The sequence below is a fragment of the Cognatundibacterium rivi genome, assembly GCF_018139565.1.
In the GTDB taxonomy this organism is placed as follows: Bacteria; Pseudomonadota; Gammaproteobacteria; order Burkholderiales; family Burkholderiaceae_D; genus Undibacterium; species Undibacterium rivi.
Map to the genome: position 1 here is coordinate 364,237 of NZ_JAGSPK010000003.1, position 21,653 is coordinate 385,889.

General features: G+C 49.5%; 15 protein-coding genes. 4 read left to right on the plus strand and 11 right to left on the minus strand.

The features are described from left to right. The first annotated feature begins 26 nt into the window (after nucleotides 1–26). Nucleotides 27–2,867: a TonB-dependent receptor domain-containing protein gene (locus KDM87_RS10260; RefSeq protein ID WP_212678982.1), complete on the plus strand. Its 2,841-nt coding sequence runs from the start codon at nucleotides 27–29 to the stop codon at nucleotides 2,865–2,867. A 344-nt stretch (nucleotides 2,868–3,211) separates the two neighbouring features. Continuing rightward, nucleotides 3,212–6,823, plus strand: a complete 3,612-nt coding sequence (locus KDM87_RS10265; protein ID WP_230407694.1) for a glycosyltransferase — start codon at nucleotides 3,212–3,214, stop codon at nucleotides 6,821–6,823. Nucleotides 6,824–6,973: 150 nt separating this feature from the next. On the opposite strand, the gene arsA is transcribed toward KDM87_RS10265, so the two are convergent. The 6 genes from arsA to KDM87_RS10295 form a co-directional block, all read right to left on the minus strand. Continuing rightward, nucleotides 6,974–8,752 carry an arsenical pump-driving ATPase gene (gene arsA / locus KDM87_RS10270; protein WP_212678984.1) on the minus strand — a complete coding sequence of 593 codons (1,779 nt, stop codon included), beginning with the start codon at nucleotides 8,750–8,752 and terminating at the stop codon, nucleotides 6,974–6,976. Between the two features lie 59 nt (nucleotides 8,753–8,811). Then, nucleotides 8,812–9,495: an arsenical resistance protein ArsH gene (arsH, locus tag KDM87_RS10275; RefSeq protein ID WP_212679259.1), complete on the minus strand. Its 684-nt coding sequence runs from the start codon at nucleotides 9,493–9,495 to the stop codon at nucleotides 8,812–8,814. Between the two features lie 103 nt (nucleotides 9,496–9,598). Then, the gene (locus KDM87_RS10280) at nucleotides 9,599–10,879 is read right to left on the minus strand and encodes an arsenic transporter (protein ID WP_212678985.1); all 1,281 of its coding nucleotides are present in this window, start codon (nucleotides 10,877–10,879) and stop codon (nucleotides 9,599–9,601) included. A 59-nt stretch (nucleotides 10,880–10,938) separates the two neighbouring features. Further along, nucleotides 10,939–11,439: an arsenate reductase ArsC gene (locus tag KDM87_RS10285; RefSeq protein WP_212678986.1), complete on the minus strand. Its 501-nt coding sequence runs from the start codon at nucleotides 11,437–11,439 to the stop codon at nucleotides 10,939–10,941. A 78-nt stretch (nucleotides 11,440–11,517) separates the two neighbouring features. Beyond that, nucleotides 11,518–11,880, minus strand: coding sequence for an ArsR/SmtB family transcription factor (locus KDM87_RS10290; protein WP_212678987.1), 363 nt, complete (start codon nucleotides 11,878–11,880; stop codon nucleotides 11,518–11,520). Between the two features lie 366 nt (nucleotides 11,881–12,246). Next, nucleotides 12,247–12,825, minus strand: coding sequence for a L,D-transpeptidase (locus KDM87_RS10295; RefSeq protein ID WP_212678988.1), 579 nt, complete (start codon nucleotides 12,823–12,825; stop codon nucleotides 12,247–12,249). A gap of 246 nt (nucleotides 12,826–13,071) precedes the next feature. Between KDM87_RS10295 and murQ the strand changes: the two genes are divergently transcribed. Then, on the plus strand, nucleotides 13,072–13,959 hold the full coding sequence (murQ, locus tag KDM87_RS10300) for an N-acetylmuramic acid 6-phosphate etherase (RefSeq protein ID WP_212678989.1): 888 nt from the start codon (nucleotides 13,072–13,074) through the stop codon (nucleotides 13,957–13,959). 76 nt (nucleotides 13,960–14,035) lie between these two features. Continuing rightward, a complete protein-coding gene (locus KDM87_RS10305) occupies nucleotides 14,036–14,944 on the plus strand; it encodes a LysR family transcriptional regulator (RefSeq protein ID WP_212678990.1) in 909 nt (302 codons plus the stop codon). A 1-nt stretch (nucleotide 14,945) separates the two neighbouring features. On the opposite strand, the gene KDM87_RS10310 is transcribed toward KDM87_RS10305, so the two are convergent. From KDM87_RS10310 to KDM87_RS10330, 5 genes are all read right to left on the minus strand, one after another. Next, nucleotides 14,946–16,358: a serine hydrolase domain-containing protein gene (locus KDM87_RS10310; protein ID WP_230407695.1), complete on the minus strand. Its 1,413-nt coding sequence runs from the start codon at nucleotides 16,356–16,358 to the stop codon at nucleotides 14,946–14,948. A gap of 2 nt (nucleotides 16,359–16,360) precedes the next feature. Next, a complete protein-coding gene (locus KDM87_RS10315) occupies nucleotides 16,361–16,960 on the minus strand; it encodes a M15 family metallopeptidase (protein ID WP_212678991.1) in 600 nt (199 codons plus the stop codon). Between the two features lie 159 nt (nucleotides 16,961–17,119). Further along, entirely contained in the window at nucleotides 17,120–18,928 is a 1,809-nt protein-coding gene (locus tag KDM87_RS10320) for an ABC transporter substrate-binding protein (protein WP_212678992.1), read from the minus strand. After that, nucleotides 18,925–19,911: a M14 family metallopeptidase gene (locus KDM87_RS10325; RefSeq protein ID WP_212678993.1), complete on the minus strand. Its 987-nt coding sequence runs from the start codon at nucleotides 19,909–19,911 to the stop codon at nucleotides 18,925–18,927. The genes KDM87_RS10320 and KDM87_RS10325 overlap by 4 nt, the downstream gene beginning before the upstream one ends. Nucleotides 19,912–20,080: 169 nt before the next feature. After that, nucleotides 20,081–21,376, minus strand: coding sequence for an AmpG family muropeptide MFS transporter (locus tag KDM87_RS10330; RefSeq protein WP_212678994.1), 1,296 nt, complete (start codon nucleotides 21,374–21,376; stop codon nucleotides 20,081–20,083). Nucleotides 21,377–21,653 lie beyond the last annotated feature (277 nt).

Genomic DNA, 21,653 nt, shown 5'->3' on the forward strand with positions numbered 1-21,653 from the left:
GAACAGAATTATTTGAGGAGAGACCCGTGAAATTGAAAACCATTGCCCATTGCATCGCCATTATTGGTGTGACTGGCGTTTCTGCGACATCTGCGGTGGCGCAGGAAAAACCTGCCGATGTCACGCAACGTATCGAAATTACCGGTAGCAGCATCAAGCGTATCGCTGCCGAAGGTGCGTTGCCCGTCGAAATCATTACCCGCAAACAGCTCGAAGCCTCAGGCATCGTCACCGCTGAGCAGTTGATCTCAACGCTCAACATCAATGGCAATGGTTCCGATAATCTGGCCAGTAATGCCGACGTCACCTCTGGTGCGCAGCGCGGCAATAACGGTGCCACTTCCGCCAACTTGCGCGGTCAGGGTTCCGATAGCACGCTGGTCTTGCTGAATGGCCGCCGTATCGCCACACACGGCATGAAAGGCTCCGCAGTCGATCTGAATTCGATTCCTATGGCGGCGGTTGAACGTGTTGAGATTCTGAAAGACGGCGCATCCGCGACTTACGGTACCGATGCAATCGGCGGCGTGATTAACTTCATCCTGCGTAAAAATTACAACGGCATTGAAGCGCAGGCATTCACTGATCTGACACAACAAGGCGGTGCTGATATTCACCGCGTTTCTATCGTCGGTGGTTTCGGTAATCTCGATACCGATGGCTACAACGTGCTGATTACCGGCACCCACAGTGAGAATCAGGCCTTGCGCGGCGATCAGCGTTCGTTTGTGAATACCTTCCAGCCAAATCGCGGTTTGTCGGTTGATACGCGCGGCACGCCGTTTGCGACCGTGTTTGCGACGTCGCTGGCCAACACCATCATGAGCAACAAGAGCAATACCGGCCCTATCCTGCCGGGCACAAACCAAGCGATGAATGCGGTCAACGTGCTGAATCTGCCGGGTGGTGCGGGTTGTAACTCCATCGACGGTATGGCTGCTTATGATTACAAAATCTGGGATGTCGCTTCTTCCAAATATGCGTGTGCCTGGGATACCGGTCGCGCCGCTGTTTTACAACAACCGGTGACCAACGATAATTTCGTTTCGCGTGCCACATTCAAAGTCGGTGAACATCAGGTGTTCGCTGAACTGGTCGGTTCCCGCGTCGATGTGTCGAAAAGCTTCTCGCCGAATCAGGTGTCGCCAGGCAGCAATTTCCCGGTCTCGTCTTTCTATCCTAAGACCGGTGCTGCGTATGACATGGTATTCAATTCCATCGCTGCCGTTTTGCCTAGCATTAAATCCAACTACGGCGCGCCTATCGCTTATCGCTGGCGTTGTATGGAATGCGGTAACCGTGAAATCAGCACCCGCACCGATGCCGCCCGCCTGCAAATCGGCGCCGATGGTCAGATCGGTAACTGGGATTACCGCGTCGGCCTGTCACGTGCTTACAGCGAATCACAATCAACACTGGGCAACGGTTATAACTACACGGTCGCGCTGGCGAATGCACTCGGCACCGGCATTATTAATCCTTTCCTGTTGCCAGGCCAGAAGCAATCACAGGCAGCGCTCGATTTGATCGCCAGCACCTCAGCCAAAGGCGTGGTGCTGTATGGTGGCAAAACCACCTTGACGCAAGCCGATGCAGCAATCTCCGGTGAAATTTTTAAACTCCCTGCCGGTGCAGTGATGGCAGCGTTTGGTACTGATCTGCGTAAAGAAGAATATACGTTTAACGGCGATGCACGCGCCGCCAATACCCGCCCGGCGATTCTGAATGCGCCGTTTGATGATGCGAATGCCTTGCCTAAAGTCAGCCGAGATATCCGCGCGATCTATGCCGAGTTTCTGGTACCTGTGTTTAAAAACATGGAAGTCACGCTCGCTGGCCGTCAGGATCACTACACCGGTTTCGGCAATACCTTTAACCCGAAAGTCGCTTTCCGTTACACACCGGTCGAACAAGTGTTGTTCCGTGGTTCGTATAACACCGGCTTCCGCGCACCTTCGTTCAACCAATTGTTTAACGGCATTACCGAATCACCGTATGCAGGTAAAGATCTGGTCGATCCAGCGACATGCCCTAGCCTGAAAGCAGACAGCACGAAACCAGGCTGCGGCATCATCACACCAAACACCCTGACCGGCGGCAAAGCGAATCTGGGGCCGGAAACAGCGAAACAAGCGACTATCGGCGTCGTCTGGGCACCGAGTAAAAATTTCAGCGCGAATATGGATCTGTGGGAAATCCGCAAGGAAAACACCATTACCTCGCTGGATTTAACCACCATGCTGCAAAACTACAATCTGTTCAGCGCTCAGTTTATCCGTGACGCCAGCGGTGCGATTGTGCAGATCGACCAGCGCTGGGTGAATGCGGGTTCAAGCATCACCCGTGGTCTGGAAGTCGGCGCGAATGCGAATGGCACGATCTGGAATGGCAAATGGACAGCAGCGATTGATGGCTCTTATCTGCTGGAGAAAAAATCCCGCCCAACCGCGAATGCAGCTTATGGCGAAAGCGAAGTCGGCCGTTTCACCTTCACCGGCGATTTGGGCCTGCGCTGGAAGCACACTGCTTATGTGACTTACACAGAAGGCAACTGGACAACCATGTTCTCGCAAATTTTCCGCTCTGGTTATAAAGATCAGGTCTTGCCTGGCGTACTCAATGGACTGGTTTCCCCATCAGATTACAATCCTGATGTGAAAAGCTATTCCACCTTTAATCTGAGTGCGACTTACAGCGGCATCAAAAACATGACGCTGACCGCAGGGATCAAAAACATTCTGAACACCGACCCACCATTTGCGATCACTTACGACAGCAACTCTGGCGCCGGCAGCTCATGGGAACCACGCGTCGCCGACCCACGCGGCCGCTCATTCACCTTGCTGGCGAATTACAAGTTCAAGTAATTCCGCTTGTAATGACAAAAAATCCTCGACAGTGATGTCGGGGATTTTTTTATTCAGCGTCAGAAATGAATCACTTTGCGTTCCATGGTATTGTCTGTATTAACTTGCAACATAATTAACTGAAGTCTGTGCAAAAAATCTGGAAATATGTGGTGATGGTTGGTGGAATGTTTACAATTTTCATGACAGAAAATATTAATTAAACTAGAATTAATAACAATTAAAATCTATTAAAACACAGCCTGAATCAATCTTAAAATTATATAAACGTAAGATTTTTTTCATTTCATTCATCCAGTAACTATATCTCTGACGCCTTTTTAAAATATATGAAAATAGTTTTTTTGGCAACTAGTTGGTCGGCAACTAACGGTGGAATCAATTCGATAAACTACGATTTATGTAATTCACTATATTCGAAAACCTCTGAAATCTATTGTTTAATTCCATCTTCCGACTCAACTTTCGATGCTGATGAAAAACCTGAAAATATTAAAGTCTTAAAACTCCATTATGAATTCAGCGAATACAATAAATCCCTCGACACAGTAACAGAATTTTTAAATATAAAAAGTTCAGATAACTCAGATAATTTAGTTTGGATTGGTCATGATGCAATAACTGGTGGAGCTGCGATATTCTCAAAAAATAGTTTTGGTGGACTTTCAGTTGTATTTCACCATATGGATTATTCAAATTATTATCACCTCAAAAATAAATCTGCGGTCGAAAAAAAAATCAACGTACAAAAAACTATATTAAAAACTGCAGACATAGTTTTTGCTGTTGGTCCTCGGTTGTTAACCAATGCAAAACGAATTAGAAAGGCAGATCTAGAGACTTACGAATTTATTCCCGGAGCACCAAACTTCAACTCATGTTTCGCCAATCGGAAATTTGACTACAGAATTGCAATATGTGGTCGACTTGATGACGACAATGATCCGATCAAGAATATTTCTGCTGGAATCAAAGCATCTCATCACGTGCTATCTAATAACTCGAACAATGCAGGTGCAATCAACCTCATTGGTACGAATTCACAGAGCGGCTCGATCTATTCAAGACTTGGACTATCTAATAACGTTGCAATAAACGAGATTTCATATATTGCCGATAGGGAATCATATTTCAAAGAGTTAGTAGATAACGATATTCTTTTGATGCCATCATTAAAAGAAGGATTCGGTCTCGTTGCCTGGGAGGCAGCCAACCTTGGGATACCAGTTCTGGTAAGTGAGTCAAGTGGATTCCACGAATATCTCAAACAAAACAATCTTGAAAGTTATGTATTTTCAATAAAAATGCGTGGTTTACCGATTTCTGATGAACGTGAAATCAGACAAGCGCTTTTAGAGTTATCTACAAATTACGATTTATGGCATAAGAAAGCCGCTGACCTAGCACAAGAATTAAATAAAATATCGTGGAATGATGTAGGTATCCGCTTCTTGCAGTTATTACCTGGTGAAACCTCGGCGATCGAACCTTCTGCTACTATCGAAATAGCAAAGCCACAAAAGACAAAACGTGGAAATACATTTCGTAATCGAGAAAACGCAGATCAAATTGGGGGAGACTTTTCACGATTTGAAGACCTACTTTCGTTGACCTACAAAAAACGCCAAGTTGTTATAAGTGCGACTGAAGGTCGTGATTTTTCACGCGGTGCAAAAATAAAATTTGAGTTATGGAAAGTATTTTTTGCACTAAGGGAGGAATATTTTTTATATATTCATCCGAATACTAATCTCGGGCAAACCATCGAAAGACTGTTTCAAGTAACGGCCAATAAAAATATAAAAATTGGTAGCCTACATGTGCTTAGAAAAGATGGTGGTGAGTCCGGTTACATACAAAAGCTCATTTCGCAAATATCACCGAATATTAATATCTGCGAATATTCGATTAAAGATTACATTTGGGAATTTTGCATAGAAGAGTCATTCAAGAATAGCAAATCGATTTCTGCCCCCTTGAACTATATAGATCAATCCCTTCGATACAAAGTGGGCGGTAATGTAATTCAAGATGAGTCATCTAAATCATTCCTTTTAACAAAACTACTAGATAAACCTAAATGCGCTGCGCATCTTGTGGTTGCGCCTGGTGGAATGGGTAAAACTTGGTTATGTTTGTCGCTCGCAGATGGAATCAATCACGCCCCTGGACAAAAACGATTGGTAGTTTTAATTACCGCAGAAACGCTGCGTATTTATTTTTCAGAGGTAGGGCACAATCATATTCAAATCAATAGCCTTTATGATTTATATGATGCCTACACAAAAGCCTGTAGAAGTGAAGAATCATACGATAGAGAGACATTTGAATTATCTGTCCTATCTGGAAATATAACGGTAATCATTGATGGCCTAGATGAGTTGGCGTCTGTTCTTCAAGAGCGTTTTGATTTGCACCTTTTTTTAGAGTCAATCTATGAACTAAGCTCAGGGTTAAATAGTAGTCAAATCCTTCTAACAACACGTGATAATCACCAACTGAACGATATTAATCTAAATGAGTTCAATATCGAGCAATATGAGCTCCTCGGTTTCTCAGACAAAGACTGGGAAAAATATGCGAGAAAAAGATTTCGCGAAAACACTGCAAAAGAACAACTTAAAGCCAAACTTTTAAAATTACTTTCGCAATCGGAACTCCAAGATTCGGATGGGAGGGTTATCCCATTTTTTTTAGATGTTGTATGTAGTATTTTGGAAGAAGATGAAAGAGAGAAAAACTGTGAAGATTTTGATCTTGCGGTAGAACAAAAAGATTACCCTGCCAACAATTCTGTAACTGACAATATAATTTACTCTGTTTTTCGTAGAGAAATTCGACGCCAAGGTATCGGGATTGGCATAGATAATTTAGTCGAATTAGTCTCAGAAGTTGTTTCAGAAAACGGTGAAATAATAGATAAAAGTACATTGAAGCACTTATTCGATCTGTACTACGATACGAGGTCAAATGAAATACTTCAGAAAGTATTGCTGAATCCACTTTTTATTTGCTCCGAGAATCATTTGAAACTTAAATATGGATTCTTGTCCTCGTACTTCCGTTCTCTTTATATAATCAATACAATTACCAACTCAAAATTTACAACTGAATCTTTAAATGCGTTAGCGAAAGCGAACGGAAGTAATAGCCCAGAAATTGAATATGTTAAAAAATTCTTTTTTAAAAGAAAAGAAGAATTAGATAGACACGTAGCAAAACTTTTACCCCAAATACTTTCAGTTGTACGCTCAAACAAAGATTCAGACCCAAAGAAAAGTGAGACGGCACGTAGGGCAATTTCAGGGTTACTAAAAATATATGTTCATTCTAAAAACTATTCAGGATCACAAATTTCTGAAAAAATACTTGATTTTTTCTCGAATGGAACTGAAAGTCATAGAACTATCGACGGACTGAACGTTTATGGCGACTTCCCGAGTTTAGATTTCTCAAACACAACAATCCTAAATTCGAAATTTTTGGATTATAAAAATTTCTCAAAATCAAAATTTAAGGAGGCAAAATTCATGTATTGCACATTCGATTCATGTGCAAGCGAAGCCTCTCCAGATTCATCAATACTCTCCGCAACTTTCGATAATAGTTGCGCACTGGGCGATCTCGAAAAGTTAATAGATCAAGTAAAATCTAAAGAGTCGTTGTCTGCTAAACTTTTGGAAGAAGATTGCCTTACATTTCTAAGAAGTTTTTGGCATTCAGGAACTAACTTCGATCCAAAATTAGGCTGGATAAAATTTTCAAATAGGGTTGACGGACTCAAGCGAAAAAATTTAAATTCTCTAATTCCAAGTTATGTAAAAGTCAAATCAAAAAAATCCGATGAAAACTATTATGCGCTCGCAGACGATTTTGTAGAAAGTGCTAGACGTTTTGTTGACAATAATTACAAAGACGTTCAATTTAAGCAGTTTTTGGAATTTTTGTGTAAATAAACGGGCATCTACTTCCCGATACGAATTAAATACTGAAATGGAACTGAATGGGGATGGATGAACATAACAAGTTCGAGTAATCTCTGTTGTAATCACAAAAAAAATCCCCGGCAGCGACGTCGGGGATTTTTTATCAGGGGCAAAAATACATCACTTTGCATTCAGCAGCTTCGTCAGTTTGTCGATACCGACCGGCTCTTCTGCTTGCAAAGGAATGATCGCCCAGCGCTGGCTGTGTTGATCTGCGACCAGGTGGATTTGTTGCAATTCATTTTTTGCCCTTTGCTGCAACAAGCGCGATTGTGGCTGCGCCATCGCCAGGCTGTTGTTGATGACCCATGCCCACGGCTCAATGCCGGCGCGGCGTAAGTCATTTTGCAGGCCAGCGGCTTCCAGCACCGGCGTGGTTTCTGCCAGTGTCACGATCACGATTTTCGTTTGTTGCGGGTCCTGCAATTGCATCATCGGTGTCGTGTAATGAACGCCGGTATGCGCCATCTGCCGTTCGATTTCACGATGATAGGCACCGGTGGTATCGAGCAGTAATAAGGTATGGCCAGTCGGTGCGGTATCCATCACCACAAATTTTTTCCCGGCTTCGCGGATGACGCGTGAGAATGCCTGAAACACGGCGATCTCTTCGGTGCAAGGCGAGCGTAAATCTTCTTCCAACAAAGCCTTGCCCTCTGCATCAAGATGCTTGCCTTTGCTCGCCATCACTTCCTGACGATAGCGCGCCGTTTCGGCAACAGGATCAATCCGGCTCACGCTCAGATCCGGCAGGCTGCCTTCCAGTGTTTCAAGCAGATGTGCTGCAGGGTCTGATGTCGTCAGATGAACCGGAAAGCCGCGTTGCGCGAGGGCGATCGCAATCGCTGCTGCCACTGTGGTTTTACCGACGCCGCCTTTGCCCATGGTCATGATCAGACCATGTCCGCCGCCTGCCAGACCATCGACCAGCGTCGCCAGCGATGGCGCGTCAGTCAGGGTGGGCAATGTTTGCGCTGCGGATGGATCAGCGGCATTAGCACCATCAACCGCGGCAAAGACCGTCAGCAAATGACGCAAAGAATCAAGGCCGACCAGATTGAATGCCCGCAACGGAATATGATCCGTCGGCAAGCCGTGCAATACCTCGGGCATGGATGTCAATGCCGCCTGCTCACGTTTCCAGACAGCGCGCGCCAGCGCATCGTGTAGTGTTTCTGCTTCCGGTAACACGCCATTGATGATCAGATATTGCTGATGAAAGCCGATGGCTGCCAGCTCATCATGTGTGCGTGCGGCTTCCTTCAGGCTGGAATGCTGGGCGCGTGCCACCAGCACCATGCGGGTACGTGCGGGATCAGCCAGCGTCTGCACCGCTTCATGATATTTTTCACGCTGTTTGCCCAGCCCCGCCAGTGGCCCCAGACATGAGGCATCGCCCTTGCCTTCTTCCAGAAAGCCGGACCAGGCACCGGGCAGTTGCAACATGCGTATTGTGTGCCCGGTTGGCGCGGTATCAAAAATGATGTGATCGTAATCCCGCAGCATCTGCGGATTGGTCAGCAAGCCAGTGAATTCATCGAATGCGGCGATCTCGGTGGTGCAGGCGCCGGATAATTGTTCTTCCATCGCTTTCAACACCACCTCGGGCAAGGTGCCGCGTGCCGGTGTGACGATGCGGTCGCGGTACAGTTGTGCCGCCGCTTGCGGATCAATTTCCAGTGCAAACAAATTGGCAACCGATTCCACTGTTTTGATGCTGTTACCGATACGGATGCCGAATACCTGACCGACATTCGATGCCGGATCGGTACTGACCAGCAACACGCGTCGCCCCTGATCGGCAAGCCAGACCGCGGTGGCGCAGGCGACCGAGGTTTTGCCGACGCCGCCTTTACCAGTGAAGAATAAAAATTTCGGCGTATTGTCCAGAAAAAGCATATTCATTCCTTTTATAAAAACGGTGTAAGGCGCTCAGCCACGCATCAGTCAAGCACTAATCAGGCTTTGGCGATGATCTTGTTGGCGGCGTTCAATGCATCCTGTTTGCGTTCGCTATAACGGCTGGTCAGATAATCGCTGCGACCTCGCAACAGCAAGGTGAACTTAAATAATTCTTCCGTCACATCCACCAAGCGGTCGTAATACGGTGATGGTTTCATGCATCCGGCCTCGTCAAATTCTTCATAGGCTTTCGGCACCGACGACTGATTCGGTATCGTGAACATGCGCATCCAGCGTCCCAGCAGACGCAGGGTGTTGACGGTGTTAAACGACTGCGAGCCACCACACACCTGCATCACTGCCAGTGTACGTCCCTGGCTGGGACGTATCGCTCCTTGCTCGAGAGGAATCCAGTCGATCTGATTTTTCAGCACTGCCGTGATCGCGCCATGCCGTTCGGGGCTGCACCAGACCTGCCCTTCCGACCACAAACAACTCTCACGCAATTCCACAACCTTGGGATGCGTTTCCGGCACGCTGCCGACCATAGGCAAATCATGTGGATTAAAAATCCTGACTTCCGCGCCCATGTGCTGCAACAGGCGCGCCGCTTCCTCGACCAGCAAGCGGCTGAATGAGCGTTCGCGCAGCGAGCCGTACATCAGCAATATCCGTGGCGGATGCTCAAAGCCCGCCACCGGTGCAAGTTTCGCGGTGTCAGGAATATCCATGTGGTCCATCTTTACGTTCGACAGATCATGGATTGATTTATCGGCTGAATCATCGACGAATTTTCCTGCCACGTCAGTCATGCTTCACTCCTTTTCGTTGATCGCGCCGCTGTCAGCTTAAACGCAGCGCCAGCGCTGCCAGTGTCAGCAGCAACACCGGCAAGGTCAGAACGATACCGAGCCTGAAATAATAGCCCCAGGAAATCGTGATATTTTTGTTTGCCAGCACGTGTAGCCACAACAATGTGGCAAGGCTGCCGATAGGCGTGATTTTCGGGCCGAGATCGCAGCCGATCACGTTCGCATAAATCATGGCTTCACGCACTGCACTATTGGCGGCCGCACCATCGATCGACAAAGCACCGATCAGCACGGTCGGCATGTTGTTCATCACCGACGACAAAAATGCGCTGAGTAATCCTGTGCCCAATGCCGCGCCCCAGACACCATGTTCTGCAAAAATATTAAGTATTGCGCTGACTTGATTCGTCAATCCGGCGTTGCGCAAGCCGTACACCACCAGATACATACCGAGCGAAAAAATCACGATCTGCCACGGCGCATTTCTGACGACCTCACGTGTGTTGATCACACTGGCGCGCGTAGCGACGGCCAGCAACACCACCGCCCCCGCTGCCGCGACCACACTAACAGGAACACCGATGCCATCAAGCCAGAAAAAACCGAGCAACAGCCAACCCAGCACCCACCATCCTGCATTGAATGTGGCGCGGTCACGAATCGCCAGCGCAGGTTGCCGCAGTTGTTGCACGTCATAATCAGCGGGTAAATCGCGCCGGAAAAATAGCAGTAACACTGCTATAGTCGCCACCACCGACACCAGATTCACCGGCAGCATCACCGATGAATAAGCAGCGAAACCCAGCTTGAAATAATCAGCCGAGACGATGTTCACCAGATTCGATACCACCAGCGGCAGGCTGCCGGTATCGGCAATGAAACCGGCAGCCATCACGAAGGCCAGTGTGGCCTTCGGTGAAAACCGTAGTTCCAGCAACATCGCAATCACGATCGGCGTCAGTATCAGTGCCGCGCCATCATTCGCAAACAAAGCGGCGACCACGGCGCCGAGTAACAGCAGCAACACGAATAATTTGCGGCCACTACCGCCACCCCAGCGCGCCACATGCAAAGCCGCCCATTCAAAGAAACCGGCTTTATCCAGCAACAGGCTGATGATGATGACGGCGATAAATGTGGCCGTTGCATTCCATACGATATGCCACACCAGCGGAATATCCGACAACTGAATCACACCTGCGAGCAAGGCCAGCAGCGCACCACCAGCGGCACTCCAGCCTATGCCAAGACCGCGCGGCTGCCAGATGACAAAGGCCAGTGTCAGCAGAAAAATCAGGATAGCAATCAGCACGACATGCGCCCCATTTCAGAAATCAATTTGATGTACAGCGAGATCATCAGATGGACGCATCAGTTGAGCTGCTCTCTGATCGCTTTGAGTTCCTGATGAATAGTATTTTTTTCCAGGATGTGCGCAGGCAGTGAGACGAAGCTATTGACGCAAGACATAATTTCGCGGAACACCTTATGAAATGCCGTGCGCTTAGCCTCATCGCTACCAGTCACTGCGGCCGGATCTTCAAAGCCCCAATGCGTCGTCACCGGATGACCGGGCCAGACCGGGCAGACTTCACCTGCGGCGTTATCGCAGACGGTGATGATGAAATCCATCACTGGCGCATCGGCCGCTGCGAACTCGTCCCAGCTTTTGCTGCGCAAAGCAGTCAGCGGATAGTCTGTCGTCTGAATCTGCTCTATCGCCAGCGGATTGACCGTACCAGCGGGAAAACTACCGGCAGAAAAACCTTTAAAACGCCCCTGCCCCATCGTTGTGATCAGGGCTTCTGCCATGACACTGCGCGCAGAGTTGCCGGTGCAAAGGAACAATACGTTGTAAGTTTTTTCAGTCATTTTTGTCTCGATTCATTGGTGGGTAAGGGATTAGAAGGGTAAGGAATTACAAAGAAAACCAGTGTTCACAGCAACTGATTACGACGCTTTACACGGAGCTTGATCCGCCAAGTGACTACCCGCCAGGCTGCCTGTCTGTAATGCTGGCAAACAGGCCTGACCGTTACAACAACTGTCACTCAGAAATGCCAGCAAATCATTCATGGTGCTGAAATTGGCGGCGTAAATAATAAAACGCCCATCCTGGCGCGCCGAGATCAGATCGGCATTACTGAGTTCTTTGAGATGGAATGACAATGAAGAAGCCGGAATCGCCAACTCTTCCGCGATTTTGCTGGCTGCCAACCCTTCGGAGCCGACCCGCACCAGAAGACGAAACACCGCCAGCCGCGACTCTTGCGCCAACGCCGCTAATGCACTGATTGCTTGTTTATTTTCCATGGACAGACTCCGGTTCAGGCTTATTTCTATATTTCGACAATTATCGAATTATAGAAATAAAAACGGGAATCTGGCAACCGATATCTGTGATTTCTCAGGTGTCATACGCGCACAAAACAGACAGCGCAGTCAATAGCTGCCAATCAGCGAATATTAGCCAATATTCGCCGCAAAATACCGTGAAAATAGCTCGCAAATAAGCACTTTTCGGGGAGTATCCTGCGATTTTGCCTTTATGTCCTTATAAATAAAGGGCTTTAAAAAATACTCCCCCCAGTATATTTATGCCCCCAGAGGCATAAATATCGACGTTTTCAGCCTCTTTAGCATCCGACTTCCAACCAGATTCATATTCCGCGTCTGTGCTTATTTTTTCGACTGCTGATCCAATTCAGTTTCAGCGACAAAGACTTCCGCACCGACGCCGACCTTATCGAACAACTCGACGATATCGGCAGAGCGCATACGTATGCAACCGTAACTGGCGGGGTTGCCGAGCAGGCTTTCTTGCGGCGTGCCGTGGATGTAGATGTAGCGCTGATACGCATGCTGATTGCGCTCTTCGGTGCCGCGTAGCCAGAGTATGCGGGTGACCACCGGATCGCGCCCCGGTGCATCAATCGCCACAATTTCGCCAGTCGGGACGCGATCTTTGAACGCAGTGCCGATGGGCATACCGGCACCGAATTTCTCGGCAATTTCCATTTTGCCGCCCGGTGTCATGTAACTATCGGGCAAATCGCCAATACCCCGCTTCGCAGTTGAAATGGTATAAGTGGCGATGAGGTTGCCGTTATCGAATAAGCGCATTTTCTGTTCCGGCACAGACACGACAATGCGGTGCTGCGTATCTTTTGGCACGAATGCGGGATTCAGCGCAGACTGGCAGCCGGATAACAATACAGTCAGCAGCAAAAACAGGACGGCGAACAATCGTTTTTTCATGTGGCAGAGATGTCAGATGTTATGTCATGGCCTGCTCAACAGAGCAGGCTTAAAAAGCCAGTTTATAGCGCCGGATTATGACGCAAGAAACAAAGTGCATGAGTGGCAGAATAAGCACAGGCAGCCACGCTGGCAAATACCAGTTCGCCAGCGACACATTACCTGCGGTTATGACTGCGCGATCAGCTTTCATTTGTGAGCGGCGCGACTCCTCTGTAAGTTCAGTAGCATCGCGGAGAAATGATCATGTTGAACACCGAAACACCGAATGTCTTACATACCGAGCTGGATACCTATGCGACGGCAGATCTGGCCGCCGCATTGATCGACGATCAGTTAAACGCGGTACAGGCGGTGCGCGCTGCTGCACCACAGATCGCCGCCGCAATTGATGCGGCGCTGCCACGCATAGAAGCGGGCGGGCGTCTGGTGTATGTCGGTGCGGGCACATCGGGTCGGCTCGGTGTGCTCGATGGCGTTGAATTATTACCGACTTTTTCATGGCCGGATGAACGTGCGATTTCGCTGATCGCCGGTGGCAAACAGGCGATGTTCGTCGCCGTCGAAGGTGCGGAAGATGACACCGAACAAGGTGCGATCGACATTCGCGAACTGCATCTGAATCAGCATGATGTGGTGTTGCTGATCGCGGCATCGGGTGCCACACCGTATGTGCTGGGCGCGTTGCAGGCAGCGCGTGCCAGTGGCGCATTAACCGTGGGCTTCGCCAATAATCCTGATGCGCCGGTAACCCGATGTGCAGACATAGGCATTACCCTCAACACCGGCAGTGAAATCATTTCCGGCAGCACACGGCTGAAGGCCGGCACCTCACAAAAAATTGCGCTGAATACTTTTTCCAGCGGGCTGATGGTGAAGCTGCACAAGGTCTACGGCAACCTGATGGTGGATGTGAAGCCGACCAATATCAAACTGCTGCGGCGTACCGTCAGCCTGACCATGCATGCAACCGGTAAAGATGAGCAAACCTGTCGCAAAGTGCTGGAAGAATGTGATTTCCACGTCAAGACCGCCATCGTGGCGATACAGAATCAGGTCAGCGTTGCCACCGCTGAAAAACTGCTGGCACACTATCAGGGCGATGTGCGGAAAGCGCTGCAGGCAATCGGATAAGTTGCAGAATATGCTGCGGCAACAGACGTTTATCCGGTTACAATCTCAAGGTATTCACGGGTAACAGGTAACACTCATGCGATTGCGTCATATAGAAGTTTTTCATGCGATTATGCAGGCCGGCACGATCAGCGGTGCCGCACAATTACTCAGTATTTCCCAGCCCGCCGCAACCAAGGTCTTGCAACATTGTGAATTGCAACTCGGCCTGAAATTATTTGAGCGCATCAAAGGAAAACTGCATCCGACACCGGAAGCGCATAAACTGTTTTCTGAGGTCGATAAGCTAAACCGTGATCTGCAATCGGTACGCCGTCTCGCCAATAATCTGAAAAATCATCCGGATGAAGCAGTCCGGCTGGCATCGACACCAACCTTATCGATCACAGTCATACCTGCCGCACTGGCCGCCTGGCGCAAAAAATTTCCGCAAGTACACTGTACTTTATCAACGCACCATACCAGCGATATGGTGAATGCGCTGCTGCTTGGCGACGTCGATTTTGCTTTGTCTTTGTATGACCCCTGCCATCCGAATCTGGCATCGGAACCGCTAGTACGCGGTAGCATGACGGCGATTGCACCGATAGGCAGCTGGGCAAAAAAACTCGACAACACGCCTTTGCACGTCGCTGATTTACCCAAAAATCTGATCGCGCTGGATCTGGATGATCATCTGGTCAGTCGTGTGATGGACGCCTGCGAAGAACTCGGTATCAGCTTCACTTCTTACACCGAAGTGCAGACCTATGTGCTGGCGCGCACGCTGGTGGAGTTCAGTGCCGGTGCCGCTGTGATCGATCCGTTTACTGCCGCGACCGCTAATCACGATAAAGTGCAATGCCGCCCACTGTTACCGAATGTGCCGGTGGATCTATATTTACTCACCAAAAAATCGACGCCATTGTCGCGCTCTGCCCGGGCGTTTGTTGATTGCGTGCAAGCGGCGGCGGCTGAATTTATCGCCAGAACCAGCAAGGAATAATTCAGCGAAGCTGTTTTGCCAGCGCGGTCATGATTTGTTCTTGCCACAAACTGAGGCTGGAATACTCACCGATATTTTTATCCGGATCGGCACCTGTCCCACCAATCAGATAAATCATGCCGTTACGGGTTTGCGGGTCGAACACAAAACCTGATTCCAGACCGTAGGCAAAGCCCAGATGACCAACGCCGGTGAATCCATCTCCACCGGGCGTGACAGGTGGCGTCAGACGATCGCCATGATGTGCAGCGCTGATATCAGTGAATACCTGAAACCCCAGCGCCCATGATTGAAACATGCCCTGATAATCATCGCCATTCTGCAATGCTGCATCGTAACGCCACTGCGGTGTTAACAACGTCCGCACACTGGCTGGCTGCAATACACGTACGCCATCCAGCTCGCCCTCGCGCATCAGCATCTGCATCAACCGGCTGAGACCGCGCGCGCTGATACGCAAGCCGCCCTGCGGGCTGAATAAAGTGGCATTCCAGCCGGGCTGATACGTCGCCAGATATGTCCGCTTCGGCACGCCTTGCTGATGATAATCATCGACCTGCGGCTGCCACGCAAGCGCTGTATCCCAGACATCGTTTTTCTGTTTGCGGTACAAGGTGGCGAGATTATTCAGTTCTGCCGGGTTCAGATTTTCCGGATGAAAACTACCGCTGATATGCAGCGGTTGTAAAATCAATTCCTGCATCAGTACATCGAAACGTTGTCCTGAGACCGCTTCCATGACCGAGCCGATCACACCCCAGTTCAGATTCACATAACTGAAGTAGCTTCCCGGTGCATAATTCTTATTGCTCGCATCCGGTCTGGCCCAGACCAAGGCCGGCGTTGCAGATTTATCTGCTGCCTGCAAAACGCTTTGCAGCGAAACATGCGGCGGAAAGTTATAGCCACCATCATCGCGCAAGGACGAGGTATGACTCAGCAACATGCGTAGCGTAATCGCGACATCGGGATAGTAAGGATTTCTGAGGGTGTAACCAAGATAGCAGCTGACATCGGTATCGAGCGTGAGCTTGCCTTGCTCAACCAGCCGCATCAGCCCCAATGCCGTCACCATCTTGGATACCGATGCGACGCGGAATAAAGTGTCAGCATTCACCGGCAAGCTGGCGGCAGCCTCAGCAGCAATATATCGTTTGCCGAACTGCTGTTCATAAACGACACTGCCGTCACGGATAGCGATCACGGATAAACTTGCCAGTGGCCGTTGCGGCTGACTGACAATCGCTTGTAATTGCTGATCGGTCGTCGTTTTCATGGATGTAACTTTTGTCGCTGGCTGCATCGTTTTTGCCTTGTTCAGCGGTGCGGACGGGGTCGCTGCCGGTACTTCAGCAATGAAACACAGCGTCAGCGCAAGACTGAGAGTGACAAAGGAAACGCGCTGCGCAAACATGCTCAGTCTATCCGCAGATAAGTCTGACGGACGACAGCCGGATCACCGAAATTGAAATGCCACCATTCGCTGTTAATCCCTCTGAAACCCGCATGAAACATGGCTTGCCGCAAGATGTCTCGATTACTGCGCTGCTGCGCGGTAATGTGTCCGGCCGCCAGCATTTTTTCCTCCAGCGCCGGATGCGATTTTTCCACCATCTCATCGAAGCCGCTACCCATATCGATTTCTTTGCCTTGCGGATCAAGGATAGTCACATCCACCGCCATGCCAAATGAATGAATAGAACCGCGCGCAGGATCAGCCACATACATCTGTAAAGGTGTGCCATCAAGATGCGCCCACAACATCTCCTGTACCCGGTGCGGACGCAAGGCGTCCAGCACAATAATCCGATAGCCCGGATGCTGCTCCGCGAGATAGTGTACCGCCTGCTCCAGCGCTGTTGCGGCTTCCCTGTGCAACCATGCGCAATCGAGATCGCCATATAAGTCGCGTCCGACAAAATTATCAGCACCGACATAGCGCAGATCAACTGTAATGCCCTCTATCGCGGTAAGGCGACGGAAGTCAGGATGATCAGCAATCAATTCACAACGCATGTACGACTTCTCCAGATAAATCAGACAACAACCAGAACTCATTTCAGCTTGTCAGAATAGAGTTTGCTTTCGCTGTCTTCCAATGAAACTTTACTTGTCACGTATAACCGTAACTCATTATTTGATGCGCGTCCTTAATAGTGACGCATACGCCTGTATTTATCGCTTCGCGTTTTGCTTTGCATCCGGCGCGATATCAAGATAGCGCCAGTTCGTGAAATCGACCGGATGTCGCTGATAATGCAATACCCACGGCTGTCGTATGTCAGCGGATAAAGGATGCACCCGCGGTATCCACGGGTTATAAGCATGCATCAGCAAGGCCATTTGACGGTATAACGCGCGCCGTTCCGGCGTGTCTGTCATCGTCAGCGATTTTTCATACAACTGATTAAACGCGGGCAAATTAAATCGCGCATAATTTGCGCGACCGACATTTGCACCGTATAGCAATTGATAGAAATTCTCACCATCAGGAAAATCAGCGACCCAGTTTGCCTCCGTCATCTGCACCTGCCCCAGACGGGAAGCTCGCAAGATTTCTGAATGTTTATCGGTTTTAAAACTGATGCGTATGCCGATGGCATCCATCGTTTTACGCCAGACTTCATCGCGCAGACGCCCGGTGGTATTGGCCTGACTATGCATCACAAGCTGCAAAGGCTGCCCGTCCGGTAGGCGACGATAGCCGTCGGCACCGCGCTGATACGAAAAGCGATCAAGCAAAGCATTCGCCAGCGCAGGATCGTAAGGCACTGGACTATTGAAGCTGGCATCGTAGCCAAGTACGTTCGGCGGCAACGGTGACTGCGCCGGAATCGCCAGACCTTTTTCCATCAGACTGATATCCTCACGACGGTTATAACTCATCGCAATTGCGCGTCTTAACGCAATTTTTTCCTGACTATATCCACCGATGACAGGGTCTTCCATATTCATCCAGACATAGTAGGTCTGCAACGGAGAGAATAAAGACAGTTGCACACCTTGCTGTTGCAGATCAGGCTTCAGTTTGCCGTCTTTCATGACCATATCGGCCAATGGTGGCGGCACCTGTTCCAGCGTATCAAATTCCCGGTTCAGGAAACCCAGAACGCGCGCCTGCTGCTCTTCGACGATCGCAATCGTGACGCGCGACACCAGGGGAATAGTCCGCCCTTTCAATTCTGCCGCGATCTGCTGTGAGACAGCGTCTTTCCCAGCCTCGCCATCAAACACCACCTTGCGATAAGCAAGATTCGCATTCAGTACCAAACGAAAACTGCGCTGCCACTCACCCAGCATAAACGGCCCGGTACCAACCGGATGATTGCCCGCCTGATTGCCGTAGCTCGCTATCACTTCTCTGGCAACGGCAGAGGTCGCCGTCGTCGCCAGAATAAACAAAAAGTTGTTATCGGGCGCATTCAGTCGTATGCGTAAGGTATAGCGATCCAATGCCTGCAGGCCGGGAATGGCGGCATTGCTATCGAATTTCCATCCAGGTGCGGCTTGCAGATTGCGCAGTTTTTCGTCGCCCAGCAACTTACCTTCAAACATGAATAGCCACGGTGATTTCAGCGCTGGATCATATAGGCGCCGTATGCTGTACACATAATCGTCAGCAGTTAATTCGCGTACTTTTCCTTTGAATGCGGGGTCGGGGGTGAAATGGATGCCCGCTTGCAAATGCAGTGTATATGTCTTGCCGCCATCGCTGATTTCCGGCATCGCCTTCAGGGTATTCGGTTTCAATCTGACCGGACGCGCCAGATAATCGTAGCGCAGCATAGGTTCAAAAATATTCTCATTAATGCTGAGCGTTGCGATATCGGAAGCCACGGCCGGATCGAGAGCACTTTCAGGCGTCGTCAGTAAAACATTCAGCGTTTTTCCCGATACCGCTGGCGCCGCGTGTATATTCAATGAGCACAGCAACAAAGCCACAAAAGCGCACAGCGTGCGCAGCCAGAGCATTACTTGCTTCATGCGTTTTCTTTCTGAATTCTGTCGCTGTAACGGGTGATATAAAACCACTCCTCGCCACAATGCGCCCCAGCATCGGGGAAAATCATACGGCCATCCATTTCCGCCCTGACCTCGCCGCCATCATGACGGAGACCGATCAGATCGCCTTTTTTCACTTCATCAAAACTGCGCCATTCGCGGACGAAATGATCGTCGTCGTGGAGCTTATCGATCACATCGTAAATACGCAGGGTTTCCATTGCTTGGGTCGCAATGGGATGATCAGCTTTGATGATGCCAAGGTGCGTCAGCGTATTGATAATCGCGCGGTAAGCGACTTCCGGTGCCTGCGGATCAAGGTGTTGCCCACATTCCAGCGTGACGGCATATCCGCCAACAGAGCGCATATATTCGGTAGTACCGACACCGAACTGGGTATTCGCGTTCGCCAGCATTTTGGCATCAGCATCCGGTCCCAGTCTTTGCTGACGGCGGGCGACACCGCGCGCATACGTGCTCAGCCAGCCATCCACCATGCGATGCACACCCAGACGCCGCGCCATCGCAAGCTCGGCTTCTGCATGCCGGAAAGGTTCGATATCGCCATTGTTATTTTCCGGCCCGACCAGAACGAAAGCCTCGCCTTCACCACGGAAAGAATGCAGGTCGAGTAAGACATCGTGCTCCGCCAGTAAAGGGCACAACCAGTTGGCAATGTGATCCTCAAACTCCACTGGCGTTGCCGTTGGCAACAAGCGACGGTTCAGATTGCGGTCGCCCTGTCTTTCGCCGCGCTGATAAGCCAGCGGATTTGTGACCGGTACGAAAGTCACACAACCGGACACGATCTGAATGATGCCAGCGTCGATTTCAGCAATCACGCGCCGTATCGCCTTCGTGCCACAAATCTCGTTGCCATGCACCGCACCGGTAATGATGATACGCGGCCCGGGAAGCGTTGACTGATAGTGCTGACTGTTAAAAAACAAATGTTGCGAACTCATACTTATACTCATTCCAGACTAAAACGACGCCGTATTTTTGTTTATTACTTCTTACTTATACTTACTTATAGGACTAACGAAAAATTGCCCCGGCAAGGAGACATAACGCCGCCGGGGCGGTTTTGCGTCAGTCCCTCAGTTTTACTTCTTACCATTTACTTCTTACCATTTACTTCTTACCAAACTCGGGATCAACCTTAATCAGAGCGGTCACAATAAAGGTCGGGATCGCGGCAAGACAAATCCAGACAAAGAAATTCGCGTATCCCAGCGTTGCCTGCAGCCAGCCACTAAACATACCGGGCAGCATCATGCTCATCGCCATGAAGCCGGTACAGATCGCATAATGCGCCGTCTTGTGTTCCCCATCGGCAATCATGATCATATACAGCACATAAGCGGTGAAACCGAAGCCATAGCCCATTTGCTCTATCGCCACGGCGGCACCGACCAGATAAATATTTTGTGGCTGTACGAATGCCAGATAGACATACACGATATGCGGCACGTTGATTGCCAGCGCCATCGGCCACAGACAACGCTTCAGGCCATAAATTGAAATCAGCGCACCACCGGCGAGGCCGCCCAGCGTCAGCGCGATCATGCCGCCGGTACCGTAAACAATACCAACCGCCTGCGTCGATAAACCCAGCCCGCCCTTATCCAGACTATCGAGCAAAAACGGCGGCGCCATTTTGACTAATTGCGCCTCGCCGAAGCGATATAGCAACAGGAAAGCGATCGTCAGCAGAATATTTTTTTTCTTAATGAATTTACCGAAGATGGTAAAAAAGGTCGCGACCACCTGATTCGGATCACCCTGCGCGTGATCGCTGCCCGGTCTGGGCAAAGCCCATTTGTGATACAGCGACAGACTCACAAACATCGCCGCCAGCACGCCGAAAACGACCATCCAGCCAAAGGCGACATTGCCGGTCAGATCTCGCAGCGTTCCGGCAAGATAGACCAGCGCGCCCTGTCCCGTCAGCATGGAAAAACGGAAAAACATACTGCGCACACCGACGAATGCCGCTTGCTGATGCTGTTCCAGCGCCAGCATATAAAAGCCGTCGCTGCTGATGTCATGCGTGGCAGCACCAAATGCCAACAGCCAGAACACCAGTAAGGTCATCTGAAAAAAACTGCTCATCGGTATCGTGAATGCGACCAGTCCGAATAAAGCACCAATGACCAGTTCCAGCGTAATCACCCAGAAACGCTTGGTCTTGAACATATCCACAAACGGCGACCATAAGGGCTTGATCACAAATGGCAGATATAACCAGCTGGTGTACAGCGCGATATCGGCATTGGAAATACCCATGTTCTTGTACATAATGACGGACAAGGTCATCACAACCACATAGGGAATGCCCTGACTGAAATACAATGAGGGTATCCAGCGCCAGGCGCCGGTCGCAGGTGTTTGTTCAGTATCGTTGGCAGTTGTGACGTCTGTTGTCATCGTGTGAGTTTTTCTTGGTGAACTACTGCAATTACATCTTCCCAGCAAAATTACCGGAAGACGATTGAATTTTTACGCTTTGCTCATAGAGTAAAGTTATACGTTGGCTTGATATTTTCATTTTCTGCGTGTCGCAAAAGCGACCTATGATAAACGAAGCAAACACGGATTGAGTATGGCAGTTAAAAAACGCTGATGTTTCGTAAAAAATGAGAGGGCAGGCAACGCCACAGCGCTTAATCGGACAATATCCAACAATATTAGAGAACAGATCATC

Coding starts and splice junctions, on each gene's coding strand:
- KDM87_RS10325 (WP_212678993.1), bottom strand. CDS start 19,911: ATGAGTTCGCAACATTTGTTTTTTAACAGTCAGCACTATCAGTCAACG.
- KDM87_RS10320 (WP_212678992.1), bottom strand. CDS start 18,928: ATGAAGCAAGTAATGCTCTGGCTGCGCACGCTGTGCGCTTTTGTGGCT.
- KDM87_RS10295 (WP_212678988.1), bottom strand. CDS start 12,825: ATGAAAAAACGATTGTTCGCCGTCCTGTTTTTGCTGCTGACTGTATTG.
- KDM87_RS10285 (WP_212678986.1), bottom strand. CDS start 11,439: ATGACTGAAAAAACTTACAACGTATTGTTCCTTTGCACCGGCAACTCT.
- KDM87_RS10310 (WP_230407695.1), bottom strand. CDS start 16,358: ATGTTTGCGCAGCGCGTTTCCTTTGTCACTCTCAGTCTTGCGCTGACG.
- arsH (WP_212679259.1), bottom strand. CDS start 9,495: ATGGACCACATGGATATTCCTGACACCGCGAAACTTGCACCGGTGGCG.
- murQ (WP_212678989.1), top strand. CDS start 13,072: ATGTTGAACACCGAAACACCGAATGTCTTACATACCGAGCTGGATACC.
- KDM87_RS10305 (WP_212678990.1), top strand. CDS start 14,036: ATGCGATTGCGTCATATAGAAGTTTTTCATGCGATTATGCAGGCCGGC.
- KDM87_RS10315 (WP_212678991.1), bottom strand. CDS start 16,960: ATGCGTTGTGAATTGATTGCTGATCATCCTGACTTCCGTCGCCTTACC.
- arsA (WP_212678984.1), bottom strand. CDS start 8,752: ATGCTTTTTCTGGACAATACGCCGAAATTTTTATTCTTCACTGGTAAA.
- KDM87_RS10290 (WP_212678987.1), bottom strand. CDS start 11,880: ATGGAAAATAAACAAGCAATCAGTGCATTAGCGGCGTTGGCGCAAGAG.
- KDM87_RS10330 (WP_212678994.1), bottom strand. CDS start 21,376: ATGACAACAGACGTCACAACTGCCAACGATACTGAACAAACACCTGCG.